General features: G+C 49.6%; 13 protein-coding genes. 10 read left to right on the top strand and 3 right to left on the bottom strand.

The features are described 5' to 3' along the window. Positions 1–426: 426 nt before the first annotated feature. The 3 genes from grpE (at position 427) to dnaJ (ending at position 4,390) form a co-directional block, all read left to right on the top strand. Complete coding sequence (gene grpE / locus UNDKW_RS23040; RefSeq protein WP_162060647.1) at positions 427–1,029, top strand: nucleotide exchange factor GrpE; 603 nt, start codon at positions 427–429, stop codon at positions 1,027–1,029. Positions 1,030–1,172: 143 nt separating this feature from the next. Continuing rightward, positions 1,173–3,113, top strand: a complete 1,941-nt coding sequence (gene dnaK, locus UNDKW_RS23035; protein ID WP_162060646.1) for a molecular chaperone DnaK — start codon at positions 1,173–1,175, stop codon at positions 3,111–3,113. A 158-nt stretch (positions 3,114–3,271) separates the two neighbouring features. Further along, the gene (gene dnaJ, locus UNDKW_RS23030; protein ID WP_162060645.1) at positions 3,272–4,390 is read left to right on the top strand and encodes a molecular chaperone DnaJ; all 1,119 of its coding nucleotides are present in this window, start codon (positions 3,272–3,274) and stop codon (positions 4,388–4,390) included. A gap of 26 nt (positions 4,391–4,416) precedes the next feature. Here dnaJ and UNDKW_RS30895 read toward each other — a convergent pair whose 3' ends face one another. Then, the gene (locus UNDKW_RS30895; protein WP_255431521.1) at positions 4,417–4,548 is read right to left on the bottom strand and encodes a hypothetical protein; all 132 of its coding nucleotides are present in this window, start codon (positions 4,546–4,548) and stop codon (positions 4,417–4,419) included. A 160-nt stretch (positions 4,549–4,708) separates the two neighbouring features. On the opposite strand from UNDKW_RS30895, the gene UNDKW_RS23025 reads away from it, so the two are divergent. Together UNDKW_RS23025 and UNDKW_RS23020 are read left to right on the top strand one after the other, a co-directional pair. After that, positions 4,709–7,687, top strand: coding sequence for an EAL domain-containing protein (locus tag UNDKW_RS23025; RefSeq protein ID WP_162060644.1), 2,979 nt, complete (start codon positions 4,709–4,711; stop codon positions 7,685–7,687). A 70-nt stretch (positions 7,688–7,757) separates the two neighbouring features. Further along, positions 7,758–8,360 (top strand): chalcone isomerase family protein, encoded by a 603-nt coding sequence (locus UNDKW_RS23020; RefSeq protein ID WP_162060643.1) that lies wholly within the window; start codon positions 7,758–7,760, stop codon positions 8,358–8,360. 127 nt (positions 8,361–8,487) lie between these two features. Here the strand turns inward: UNDKW_RS23020 and UNDKW_RS23015 are convergent, their stop codons facing one another. Continuing rightward, positions 8,488–8,862, bottom strand: coding sequence for a hypothetical protein (locus UNDKW_RS23015; RefSeq protein ID WP_162060642.1), 375 nt, complete (start codon positions 8,860–8,862; stop codon positions 8,488–8,490). Positions 8,863–9,117: 255 nt separating this feature from the next. On the opposite strand from UNDKW_RS23015, the gene UNDKW_RS23010 reads away from it, so the two are divergent. The 5 genes from UNDKW_RS23010 to UNDKW_RS22990 all read left to right on the top strand — a co-directional run bounded on the left by UNDKW_RS23010 (position 9,118) and on the right by UNDKW_RS22990 (position 12,651). Beyond that, positions 9,118–9,465, top strand: a complete 348-nt coding sequence (locus UNDKW_RS23010; RefSeq protein ID WP_162060641.1) for a hypothetical protein — start codon at positions 9,118–9,120, stop codon at positions 9,463–9,465. Between the two features lie 191 nt (positions 9,466–9,656). Beyond that, positions 9,657–10,415, top strand: a complete 759-nt coding sequence (modA, locus tag UNDKW_RS23005; protein WP_162060640.1) for a molybdate ABC transporter substrate-binding protein — start codon at positions 9,657–9,659, stop codon at positions 10,413–10,415. 18 nt (positions 10,416–10,433) lie between these two features. Further along, the gene (gene modB, locus UNDKW_RS23000; protein WP_162060639.1) at positions 10,434–11,108 is read left to right on the top strand and encodes a molybdate ABC transporter permease subunit; all 675 of its coding nucleotides are present in this window, start codon (positions 10,434–10,436) and stop codon (positions 11,106–11,108) included. A gap of 24 nt (positions 11,109–11,132) precedes the next feature. Next, positions 11,133–11,816 carry an ABC transporter ATP-binding protein gene (locus tag UNDKW_RS22995; protein ID WP_162060638.1) on the top strand — a complete coding sequence of 228 codons (684 nt, stop codon included), beginning with the start codon at positions 11,133–11,135 and terminating at the stop codon, positions 11,814–11,816. A 22-nt stretch (positions 11,817–11,838) separates the two neighbouring features. After that, complete coding sequence (locus UNDKW_RS22990) at positions 11,839–12,651, top strand: TOBE domain-containing protein (RefSeq protein ID WP_162060637.1); 813 nt, start codon at positions 11,839–11,841, stop codon at positions 12,649–12,651. Positions 12,652–12,696: 45 nt separating this feature from the next. Here the strand turns inward: UNDKW_RS22990 and UNDKW_RS22985 are convergent, their stop codons facing one another. Beyond that, the gene (locus UNDKW_RS22985) at positions 12,697–13,437 is read right to left on the bottom strand and encodes a hypothetical protein (RefSeq protein ID WP_162060636.1); all 741 of its coding nucleotides are present in this window, start codon (positions 13,435–13,437) and stop codon (positions 12,697–12,699) included. Positions 13,438–13,517 lie beyond the last annotated feature (80 nt).

Genomic DNA, 13,517 nt, shown 5'->3' with positions numbered 1-13,517 from the left:
TTATAAACTTGCCAATATGAAAATGTTGCAATGTCTTGATGGTCTAGGAGGCCAGCGGGTTTGTCTGGGACAGGCAGATCCAGGCGACGGTGGCAACGGTGTAAGCCAGCAAGAGCAGGGAGATGAGTGAGAGTTTCATGATGAGACCTCCAGGGGAGATATTTCTTACTCATTAGTTTAGAAGGCGGCGCAGCAGATGCCAGTAATGAATTGTTCTGACTTTGTTACGAAATGTGTTTATTTGTACATCATTTGTACATCAAATGCTGCTTGCAGCTTGGCTGCCTAGCCCCAATATTCTGTCAGGAAAGCTCAGTTTAGGAAAATTCAGGGATGTTCAGGAAAATTTGCTGATAAAGCCTTGAAATCGTAAGAATATATCCCCAGATGCAGGGGTAATGTACGTTTTTGATCGGGAGAGTAAGTATGCAAGAGCAAGAAAACCAGCAAGCGGAAAAGGTAGAAATAAAAGAAGCCGCCGCGCCGGAAGTTCAACTGGACGGTGTAGTTCAAGGTGAAACGGTGCAGACATCCGCACCAGAAGCTGCCCAGGCTGCAGCGCCTGTACAGGATACTGCCGAGCAAGTCATTGCCAAGTTGGAAGCAAAAGTGCAAGAATTGCAAGATTCCTTCATGCGTGCCAAGGCCGAGGGTGAAAATATCCGCCGCCGCGCCCAGGAAGATATCAGCAAGGCACACAAATTTGCGATTGAAGGCTTTGCTGAAGCCATGGTGCCAGTCAAGGACAGCCTGGAAATGGCGCTGAAGATAGACACGCCTTCCATAGAAGCGCTGAAAGAAGGCGTGGAAATGACATTGAAGCAACTCAGTTCTGCATTTGAAAAGAATCGTTTGACCGAAGTCAATCCGGTCCAGGGCGATAAGTTGGATCCTATGAAGCACCAGGCCATCTCCATGGTGCCAGCCGAGCAAGAGGCAAATACCGTCGTGACGGTATTGCAAAAAGGCTATACCATTGCCGACCGCCTGTTGCGCCCGGCTTTAGTGACAGTAGCGCAAGGAAAGTAAGAAAAGCGTAAAAATACACGCAAAAGTGGCTTGAAAAGCGTGTTTTTTACCATATATCCGAAACAGACGAGTTAGTTGCAGCTTAAAAAAACGCACTGACTCACCAACATTGACAAAAAAATCTACATTCTGAGGGAATTATCATGGGAAAAATGATTGGTATTGATTTGGGTACTACCAATTCTTGCGTTGCTATCATGGAAGGCGGTCAGCCAAAAGTGATAGAAAATGCAGAAGGTGCACGTACTACGCCTTCCATTATTGCGTATCAAGAAGACGGTGAAATCCTGGTTGGCGCGTCCGCCAAACGCCAGGCTGTTACAAATCCCAAGAACACGCTGTTTGCGGTAAAACGCTTGATCGGTCGCAAGTTCGAAGAAAAAGAAGTGCAAAAAGACATAGGTCTGATGCCTTACTCCATTTCCAAAGCTGACAATGGCGATGCATGGGTGTCCGTGCGCGACAAAAAACTGGCTCCACCGCAAATCTCTGCTGAAGTTTTGCGCAAAATGAAAAAAACCGCTGAGGATTACCTCGGTGAAGAAGTGACAGAAGCAGTCATCACTGTTCCTGCCTACTTTAACGATGCACAACGTCAGGCAACCAAAGATGCAGGCCGTATCGCCGGTCTGGATGTCAAACGCATCATCAATGAGCCAACTGCTGCTGCGCTGGCCTTTGGTCTGGACAAAAAAGAAAAAGGCGACCGCAAGATTGCCGTGTATGACTTGGGCGGCGGTACTTTCGACGTCTCCATCATTGAAATCGCTGACGTAGATGGCGAAATGCAATTCGAAGTATTGTCCACGAACGGCGATACTTTCCTCGGTGGTGAAGATTTCGATCAACGCATCATCGATTACATCATCGATGAATTCAAAAAGATCAATGGTCTGGACTTGTCCAAAGACCCTATCGCTTTGCAACGTATCAAGGCATCTGCCGAACGTGCAAAAATCGAATTGTCGAGCTCACAACAGACTGAGATCAACGAGCCTTACATCGCCATGGCAAACGGCGCACCTGTGCATTTGAACCTGAAAATCACACGTGCAAAACTGGAAGCCCTGGTAGAAGAACTGATCCAGAAAACGATCGAACCTTGCCGCATGGCGATCAAGGATGCAGGCGTTAAGACAACTGACATCGATGACATCATCCTCGTTGGTGGTATGACACGTATGCCTAAAGTGCAGGACGTGGTCAAGGAATTCTTTGGTAAAGAACCACGTAAAGACGTTAATCCTGATGAAGCCGTTGCCGTTGGTGCAGCGATCCAGGGTTCTGTCCTGTCTGGTGACCGTAAAGACCTGTTGCTGCTGGACGTGACACCTTTGTCCCTGGGTATCGAAACCCTGGGCGGCGTCATGACCAAGATGATCCAGAAAAATACGACTATCCCGACCAAGTTCAGTCAGGTGTTCTCTACTGCAGACGACAACCAGCCTGCGGTGACGATCAAGGTTTATCAGGGTGAGCGCGAAATCGCTGCCGGTAATAAAGGCCTGGGCGAATTCAATCTCGAAGGTATCCCACCAGCAGCACGTGGTACACCACAGATTGAAGTGACTTTTGACATCGACGCCAATGGTATCTTGCACGTAGGTGCCAAAGACAAAGCTACTGGCAAAGAAAACAAGATCACCATCAAGGCCAATTCTGGTTTGACCGAAGATGAAATCCAGAAAATGGTCAAAGATGCTGAACTGAACGCGGAAGAAGACAAAAAGGTCAAGGAATTGGCCGAGTCCCGTAATCAGGGCGACGCGCTGGTGCACTCCACCAAAAAAGCGCTGGCTGAACATGGCGACAAACTGGAAGCTGGCGAAAAAGAGAAAATCGAAGCTGCCATCAAGGAACTGGAAGATGTCTTGAAATCCGGTGACAAGGCAGAGATCGACACCAAGCTGGGCGCATTGTCCACCGCATCACAAAAGCTGGGTGAAAAAGTCTATGCCGACATGCAGGCACAACAGGCAGCAGCAGGTGCGGCCGGTGGTGCAGGCGCTGCTGGTGCAGAAGCCAAACCAAAAGATGATGATGTCGTGGATGCTGACTTCAAGGAAGTCAAAGACAGCAAGTAAGACGTCGCCGGTGGACTGTTCCAGTCCACTGATATGACGGGCTTGCCCGTCATGACGCGCCGGGTGGCTCGCTTTGCGGTGCTGACCCGGCGTTTGCGCTTAGGCTAATGCTTAAGTCCGCAGCATAAGTTCAAGAACAATACTGAGGTTAACAAGAGATGGCGAAGCGTGATTTTTACGAGATTCTTGGGTTGGGCAAAAACGCCACTGAAGAAGAAATCAAAAAGGCTTACCGCAAGCTGGCGATGAAATACCATCCGGACCGCAATCCGGACAGCAAGGTCGCGGAAGAAAAATTCAAGGAAGCCAAAGAGGCTTACGAGATGTTGTCCGACAGCCAGAAGCGCGATGCCTATGACCGCTATGGTCACGCCGGTGTCGATCCGAATATGGGTGGCGGCGGTGGTGGTGGCGCAGGTGGTTTTGCGGATGCCTTTGGCGATATTTTTGGTGACATCTTTGGTGGTGGCCGTCGCAATGCGGGCCCGCAAGTGTACCGTGGTGCTGATTTGCGCTACAACCTTGAGATCACACTGGAACAGGCTGCCAACGGTTTTGATACCACCATCCGCGTACCTAGCTGGGATTCTTGCGAGACTTGTCATGGTTCTGGTGCCAAGCCAGGCACTTCACCTGTTACCTGTACCACTTGCGCCGGACATGGCCAGGTGCGCATGCAGCAAGGCTTGTTCAGCATACAGCAGACCTGCCCCAAATGTCATGGCACAGGCAAGATGATTCCTGACCCTTGCCCTAGCTGTTCCGGCGTTGGTCGTATCAAGCGTAACAAGACGCTGGAAGTCAAAATTCCTGCAGGTATCGATGACGGCATGCGCATACGCTCATCCGGCAATGGTGAACCGGGCGTCAATGGTGGCCCGCCAGGTGACTTGTATGTGGAAATCCATATCAAGCAGCATCCGGTATTCCAGCGTGAAGGTGACGACCTTCACTGCGAAATCCCGATTTCCTTTGTCAAGGCGGCCCTGGGTGGCGATATCGAAGTGCCGACCCTGAGTGGCAAGGCATCGTTCACTGTGCCTGAAGGCACCCAGTCAGGCAAGACTTTCCGCCTGCGCAGCAAGGGTGTGAAGGGTGTGCGTTCCGGCTATGCGGGTGATCTGTTCTGCCACGTTGTCATCGAAACACCGGTGAAACTGACAGAAAAGCAAAAAGAACTCTTGCGTGACTTTGAAAAGCTGACGGTAGAAGGCGGCTCCAAGCACAATCCGCAAAGCAAAACCTGGATGGACAAGGTCAAGAAATTCTTTGAATGAAGTTGCAGAATAAAGCCGCATCCTGATTATTTTGCAAAAAGACCTGCAAAATAAACTGAAAAAGCCTGTTCAAACTTGTTTGGACAGGCTTTTTTGTTGTTGCCAGACAGCTTAACCATTTCTTGCGCATCAAGGGTGTAATTCTGCCTGTCACCCATATGGCATTCTGCTACTATGATAAAAGCAATTTATTGTTGCTCCTGAGTTAAAAGATTGATCAGAAGCAGGCAAAAAAATAAGTAAAAATTCAGCAGAGAGCAATGGCTTAAATCAAGAAAGCGGCACATTCAGCCTGTTTTCAGGACACTTATCGCCTTGATGGATAAATCATATATCGGCTTGTCATCCAGATACCCCAGGCTTTTTGCCTTGGGGGTAGCCCTGATTGTGTTCCTGGGTTTGTGGGCCCTGGACAATAATGAACGCGAACTGGCAATACAAAAGCAAAAAGTCGACATCATAGAAAAACTGGTGGTCTTGCGTACCAAGCTCGGTACTGGTATGACTTCAAATATTTCTGCCGCCCGCGTACTGGCTGTCACCTTCGCCACCAAGCCGGATTTATCTGATCAGGAATTCAAGGTACTGGCGGCTGAAGTGGCCAGTGCCAATTCCAGCATACGCAATCTGGTGCTCGTCAAAGGCACGGTAGCCAGCTATGTTTACCCTTATAAAGGGAATGAAAAAATCCTCGGTGTTGATTATCGCCAGTTGCCCAAGCAATGGCCAGTCTATCAGCGCATGATAGAAGAACACACCATACAGATAGCCGGGCCACTGACCCTGGTGCAGGGCGGTGTCGGGCTGGTGGTACGTATTCCTGTTTATCAGCATGAAAACCGCGACGAGTTCCTGGGTTCTATCGCCATGGTCGTTAATTATGACCAATTGATGGAGCAGGCTGGTATCGCCCAGGTGCAAAATGAAATCAATCTTGCCATACGTGGCCGCGATGCCAAGGGCAGCAAGGGTGAAGTATTTCTCGGTGAAGCCAATTTGTTTACTGGCGATGCTGTCAGACAGAGCATCATCTTGCCGGGCGGTAGCTGGGAACTGGCTGCCTTGCCGCATGGCGGCTGGCAAGGCACGACCAGGTTATCCAGATTCATTGAGGTTTTTGGCCTCATCGTCTGCCTGATGGCATGGATGCTCAGTTACCAATCAACCATCAAACGCCGTCAGCGCGAACTCAATGCCGAAGAATTGCGAGAAAGTGAAGCCCTGCTACGCCTGCGCAATGAAGCCCTGAGCGCAACTTCGCAAGGCGTCATGATCGCCGCACGTGATGGTCATATCAACTACGTCAACGAAGCTGCCTGTCATTTAAGTGGCTATGCTGAGCACGCCTTATATGAAAAAAAACTCGGCGACTTATTCACACCTGCTGTTGCCACCATGCTGGCGCAAGACAATCAGGAAAAAAAACCGCTGACGCTGGAATACAGCCGCAAGGCCGACAATGGCCAGTTGTCATGGCTGGAGCTGTTGTTGACCCCCGTGTATGACCAGAAAAATGTTTTGCAACAATACGTTGCCCTGTTGCGTGACATCACAGATAAAAAGCTGGCCGACAAGGAACTCGAAATCGCCGCCATGGCCTTTGAAACAGAAGAAGGCATCCTGATCACCGATGCCAACCTGGTCATCCTGCGTGTCAATAAGGCATTTACCCGCATTACCGGTTATGAAGCCAGCGAGGCCGTAGGCCAGGGCACCAGGTTGTTGCAATCCGGTCGCCACGACGAGTCTTTTTACAGCCAGATGTGGGAAGAGATATGCCGTAATCACCACTGGCAAGGCGAATTGTGGAACCGCCGCAAGAATGGTGAAATCTACTCCGAGCGCCTGGTCATTTCTGCAGTACTCGATGAAGACGGCAAGGTCAGTAATTACGTTGGTTCTTTCAATGACATCACCGAGCACAAGGTCTCCGAAGAAAAAATCCATCAACTGGCTTTCTTTGACCCACTCACGGGTTTGCCTAACCGCCGCCTCTTGCTCGACAGGCTGGCGCGCGCCTTGTCGTTAAGCCGCAGGCATCAGCGTTACGGCGCGATTTTAATGATAGATCTGGACAACTTCAAAACCCTGAATGATACGCAAGGTCACAATATGGGTGACTTGCTGCTGACCCAGATAGGAAAGCGCATCCATGCCTGCATACGTGCCGATGATACGGTTTCGCGCACCGGTGGTGATGAATTCGTGGTCTTGCTCGAAGGCTTGCATGAAGACCTGCAATATGCTGCCGGCCTGGCTGAAAACGTCGCAGAAAAAATCCGCATTACCCTGAGCCAGACCGTCAATCTTGGGCATATTGATTATGAAAGTTCAGGCAGTATAGGTATCACCATGTTTGGTGCCGAAGCTGTTGGCATCGATGAATTATTGCGTCGCGCCGACATGGCCATGTACCAGGCCAAGGCACTCGGTAAAAACAGTGTGCGCTTCTTTGACCCCAGCATGCAGGCCGCGCTGGAATTCCGCACCGCAATGGAAACCGATTTACGCCATGCCCTCATGCACAGGCAGTTTGTCCTGCATTATCAATTGCAGGTCAGTGCGCTCGGCGACCCGATAGGGGCAGAGGTATTGTTGCGCTGGCACCATCCAGCACGTGGCCTGGTATCGCCGCTGGACTTTATCCCGCTGGCAGAAGAAACCGGCCTCATTCTGCCGATAGGGTTATGGGTACTGGAAACAGCCTGCAAGCAAATCACCATCTGGGCCGACGACCCGGTTAAATCCGGCATGCAACTGGCCGTCAATGTCAGTGCCCGCCAGTTCCGCCATCCCGGTTTTGTCGATGACGTCAAACGCATCTTGCATGAAACTGGTACCAACCCGGTCTTGCTGAAACTGGAACTGACAGAGAGTGTCGTTCTCGAAGATGTCGCCATCGTCATAGAAAAAATGCATGCCATCAAGAAACTCGGTGTCGGTTTTTCCATGGATGATTTTGGTACTGGATATTCATCCCTTTCTTATCTGCAACGTTTGCCTTTGACGCAACTCAAGATAGACCGCAGTTTTGTGCATAATCTGCCTGATGATGTAAATAATGCCAACATCGTGCGCACCATCATCAGTCTCGGTGCCAGCCTCGATTTGAACGTCATTGCAGAGGGTGTGGAAACCGAACAGCAGCGCGAATTTTTACTGCAGGCTGGTTGTCAGGCTTATCAGGGCTACCTGTTCTGCAAACCTATTCCCATAGACGAATTTGACCGCTTCATCAGTACCCGCCACGCGCTGCAAAAAGCCGACAGCCCAAAAGTTGAAATTCAGGTAAGCTAGTGGCACCGCCTTCGTAACCCAAAGCGAGGTGGGCAGTTTTCAAGTGGTATTAAAATAAAAGGGGAGACAAATGCGATTGAACAAAACAGTAATGCGCCTGGCAGGTCTGGCGCTGGTCATGTGCATGAGTGTGCAGGCCAGAGCCACCGAAGTTGCCGGGGTCAAGTTTGATGAAAGCGTACAGGTAGGTGGCACTGATCTGAAGTTGAACGGTGCTGGCATACGTTACAAGGCCATTTTCAAAGTCTATGCAGCGGGACTGTATCTGAAAGAGAAAAAGACCACAGTACCAGAAGTACTGGCATCACAAGGACCACGCCGTGTGACTATCGTCATGCTGCGCGACCTCAGTAATGAAGAATTCGGGCGTGGCTTCATGACCGGTATTCAACAAAACACCGACAAGGCAGAAAAGTCCAAAATGACTTCGCAATTCATCCGTTTCGGTGAATTGTTTGCCTCCGTGCCTGAACTCAAAAAAGGCGATGTCATGACCAATGACTGGATACCCGGTGTCGGCACCGTTGTAGCACTGAACGGCAAGAAAATGGGCGATCCTTATCCGGACCTCGGTTTCTACAATGCCTTGCTGCGTATCTGGCTGGGCGAATCCCCGGTAGACCGCAGCCTCAAGAAAGCCATGCTGGCTGAGGAAGATACACGCGGTCGTTGATCTTTCAACTTAGGTAATGGGAAAAACGCAGGGATGCAAATCCTTGCGTTTTTTTACGCCTGTACCATTTGCGCCGCGAGTATCTTGTTCATTTGCTTGATTTACGTGACTATAGGTGACCTCATATTTACTGTCTAAATGCAATATAAGCCACAGCCCCGATTAAAGCGGCTGCAATGAAGGCGAAAACCCAATTCAGTGTTTTCTCAGTTGCTTGATCTGTCTGCTCCTCAATGCTGTCATCGACCTGATCCTGGATCTGGGCGAATTCATCTACATCAACAGGATTCGCAACTATGTGGCTTGGGTCACGCAAAAGTTGCATTGCGTCCTCGTACTGATGATCCAACCAAATGGCCAGCACTCGATGGTGAGGGCCAATCTTGAAGCCAGGGACGTTGGAGAACTTTGAAGGTTCGAAAACAGGAATTCCGCTCTCAATCAATCGATCCCACGCGATGGTATATTCATTGTCGTCTTCTGTTGCAAAGATAGGGCGCATATGTAAGATAACGGCTTAAGGAATGGCTGATTAAGCCCTAATTTTCTGAGATTTCAAAATCTTTTCCCGCCATACGGAAAAATGTGCTGACGATAACATAGGAATTTTCCAGCCGTATCACTCAGGCGAGTATTCCTTGGCAGAATGCGCTGTTTTTTTCGGTTCACTATGTGTAAACATCAGAGGCAATGAACTGCTTAAGTATGTTGCGGTATAAGACCTGCTTCAAGTTTTCACGATAAGGACTATCAAAAAATGGCATACAACATATTTATTTTTGGTGATTCTCCTTCTGATGAGCCAATACTTGATTTTTTCTTAGGGACAGCAGTGACTATTGATATTTACTGGGAATCTGTCGGGCGCAAATTAAATTTACCAATTATTTCTACATTGACAGAAAACGCAGATTTTGAACAAGGATTGATACTCTCTTCTGATAATTTAGTTCTTTTTAGAAATGAAGTAGAGCAATTAGAAAAATACTGGACTGATGGCGACCCCAGAGTAGGTGTGCCTGAAGATTTTTTTCAGCGCATAAATGAACTGAAGGATGGAATAAGCTATGCAATTGATCATGGATTGGAACTAATGATAGCTTAGGCTCAGGTAGATGCAGACCCACGCGTTTTTAATTACTCATTCCTGTAAAAATCACATTTTTTTTGCGCAGAAATACCGGAAGCGGGTATTTTCGTGACACATATCAAGTATTCAAATCTGCTTATTTCTCAGTCGCTATATATAAGTGTATATTACGCTTCTTGTTCGACACTTATTCTTCTGGATAACTCATGCAAATCAAGACCTTGGGCAAGTTAATTGCCAGTATTGCTTTCTGCACAATTTCTGCTATCAGCCTTGCCGCAGAAGTCACAGTCTCTGCCGCTGCCAGCCTGACCAATGCCTTCAAGGAAATCGCACAAAATTACCAGGCGCAATATCCTGGGGCCAAGGTATCGCTGAACTTTGGCGCATCTGGCGCACTCTTGCAGCAAATTGCCAAAGGTGCGCCGGTCGATGTGTTTGCCTCAGCTGACCAGGAAAGCATGGATGAAGCACAGAAGCAGGGCCTGGTCGTCGCCGCAGACCGCCGCGATTTCGTCAAAAATACCCTGGTGTTGATTGCGCCCATAGACAGCACCTTGCCCATCAAGCGTCTGGAAGATTTGAGCCAGGCTGGCGTCAAGCGCATTGCCATTGGTAACCCTGCCAGCGTACCGGTCGGACGTTATACCCAGCATGCGTTGACTGCAGCCAAGCTCTGGCCTGCGCTGGAAACCAAGGCTATCTACACCCAGAATGTGCGTCAGTCTCTGGACTATGTGGCCCGTGGCGAAGTCGAAAGTGGCTTTGTGTATGCCACAGATGCAGCCATCATGAAAGACAAGGTCAAGGTCGCCATGGAAGTGCCTCTGGACATGCCTATCACTTATCCTGTTGCGAAAATCAAAGCGAGCAACAATGGGGAAGAAGCCAAGCGTTTTATCTCCTTTTTGTTCCTGCCGCAAAGCCAGGCTATCCTGAGCAAATATGGTTTTCAGAAATCCTAAATAAAATTAAGGCTATTAATGAATCCAGCATGGACAGCGCTGCTATTGTCATTGAAAGTCGCGGGCTGGGCTACGATGCTGAACCTGATTTTTGGCATAGGCGTGGGCTATCTGCTGGCACGCAAACGCTTTCCTGGCCGTGACCTGGTCGATACCATACTGACCCTGCCCATGGTCATGCCGCCCACGGTACTCGGTTATTACCTGCTGGTCTTGCTGGGGCGGCGTAGTGCGCTGGGTGCATGGCTGCAAGATCACTTTGGCTTCAGCTTTATTTTTACCTGGCAGGGTGCTGTGATTGCCGCAGCCATTGTCGCCTTCCCGCTGGTATTCAAACCAGCGAGAGCGGCTTTTGAAGCGGTCGATGGGCAACTGGAGCAGGCGGCCAGGGTGTTGGGTATTTCTGAAATGGCAGTGTTTTTCCGCGTGACTTTGCCACTCGCATGGCGCGGCATTCTGGCGGGTGTATTGCTGGCCTTTGCCCGCGCCCTGGGTGAATTTGGTGCCACCCTGATGGTGGCTGGCAGCATACCCGGCAAGACCCAGACTTTGTCGATTGCTGTGTATGAAGCCGTCCAGGCCGGGCAGGACGATGTCGCCAATACCCTGGTCTTGCTGACCTCGGCAGTCTGTATTGCAGTCTTGCTACTGGCGGGCAAACTGGCCCCTGGCCGTGTCGCCAACCGTATATGACGCCTTTGAATATGAGCAAATAAAATGCAATTTGACCTGCACATACACAAGACTCTGCAATCTGGCCAGCGTCGTTTTGAACTGGATGTTGTAGTTCGCAGCGATAGCCAGCGCCTCGTCATACTAGGCCCATCCGGTGCGGGCAAGAGCCTGGTGCTTAAAGCCATCGCAGGTTTGATGACGCCCGATACTGGGTATATCCATGTCGCTGGCAATACCCTGTTCGACCATACTGCGCGTATCAATCTGCCGCCACAGCGCCGCCAACTGGCTTATCTGTTCCAGGACTATGCCCTGTTCCCGCATCTGAACGTGGCGCAGAATATTGCGTTTGGTCTCAGTCATGGCTGGCGTAATCCTTCTGCCAAAGTGCAGGATGAAAAAGTTGCATACTGGCTGGATGCTCTGCATATAAAAGCCCTGGCCGGGCAGATGCCGCATGAATTATCGGGCGGGCAAAAACAGAGAACCGCCCTGGCCCGCGCCTTGATCGCCGAGCCCCGGGCGCTTTTGCTCGATGAACCTTTCGCTGCCCTCGACCAGCCCCTGCGCATCAGCATGCGCAAGGAGTTGGACAGCCTGCAAAAGCAATTGAATATTCCCATGATACTCATCACCCACGATGTAGAAGACGCGCAGGTGTTTGGTGAGCATGTATTGAATTTGCAGGATGGCAGACTCGTCGAAAGCACAAAATATGCAGCATGAAAGCCAATGAGGACTGTAGCAGATGAATGCAAAGAATAAAGAAATTACTCTGCAAGGCTCAGTCTGGATGACCGTCGATGGAGAAAACCTTGGAGGCCAAAGCCGCATCGCCCTGCTGGCCCAGCTTGCCGAAAGTGGCTCCATTACCCAGGCTGCAAAAGCCGTCAAGATGAGCTATAAAGCCGCCTGGGATGCCATAGACACCATGAACAATCTCGCAGGCGAACCCCTGGTAGAACGCCTGACCGGCGGCAAGGGAGGTGGTGGTACAAGACTGACGAAGCGAGGTGAACAACTGGTCAATAATTTCAGGATTATAGAAAAAGAACACCGCGACTTCATCGCCCAGCTAGACCGGCAGGCAGAGGGCATTGCCGACGACTTTTTACTCATCAGGAAAATGAACATGAAAACCAGTGCACGCAACCAGTTCCTCGGCAAAGTCAGCCAGGTCAAACCCGGTGCCATCAATGATGAAATTGAACTTGAAATAGCCGGCGGCCAGAAGATCGTCGCCATCATCACCCATGAGAGCACGCAGGAGCTGGGTTTGCAAATTGGAGCAGAAGCCTTTGCTTTGATCAAAGCGTCTTCCATCATCCTCATGGAAGAAGACCGCAAAGCCAGACTGTCAGCCCGCAACCAGCTCACCGGCACCATCAGCCGCATCCTGCCAGGCGCAGTCAATACCGAAGTGGTGCTTGAATTGCCAGGTGGCGCGACACTGGCCGCCATCATCACCAATGAAAGCGCGACCAGCATGGGTCTCGTCGTAGGTGGTACGGTGACGGGCCTGTTCAAGGCTTCGAGCGTGATTTTGGGCGTGGCAGGCTGATTGTTTGATAGTTGGTGCAAGAGGTGTCAGACCTGGCACCTTACTTCAACGTATAGCCCTGGATTTAGTGGTGCGGATAATTTTGCCAGAATATGCATTGACTACAATGGATTTCATCTCTATCGCATAGCCGTTGTCAGATAATACCTTGGTATATTTCCAAACGAGAGTATCAAGTTTTTCATAGTATTCGAGCCTTACAGTCATATTGTTTTCGAACAAACCTTTCTTGACGATGACACCATCTTCATCGTATTCGAGCTTGTAAGCCATGTTTTTTTCGAGAAAACCTTTTCTGGCTATGACTCCCATTAAATCTTTGAAAGAATGAAATACTTGTTTGTCTGTTGAATCGGCATAAGCTGGTAGATTTATCTCCTTCATTACGCTTGCATTGGCCCTGAGTGAAATTTCAACAGGAAAAATGACTTTGGGTGTACCAGGCAGTTCAAAATCGAATTGCAATATATAGGCCGGAATTTCCCATTGATAGTCTCTGGAGTCCGGTTCTGTTTTACGCAGCTCTTTTGCGTCTATCACCTGGCCACCTGCAAATTTCAAATGTGCATATTGTGCTTCACCCAGGCGTTTTTTCAGGTGCTCAATAAGTCTTGCTGCTACAGACTGTGGGATGTCTGCAAGCGATTTTGGTTCTTTCGGTTCGTATTTTCCGAAATAGACACTACCGTGTCCAGATGACTCTTGAACAATCTCTGCCAATGCAGGGCAAGTTAGCTGCATCAAAGCAGCGAGAAAAAGTAAACGTACTATGTGAATATGCATCATCGTGAAGAATTTGTACTATCCTTAATGTGGTAGATGATTACCAAGTGCTTAGCTACTATTAGCTACAGTGTGCTTGCAAA

Source organism: Undibacterium sp. KW1 (genome assembly GCF_009937955.1).
Taxonomy (GTDB): Bacteria; Pseudomonadota; Gammaproteobacteria; order Burkholderiales; family Burkholderiaceae_D; genus Undibacterium.
Note: the sequence above shows the minus strand (reverse complement) of the source record. Positions and strands in the feature narration are given on the sequence as shown.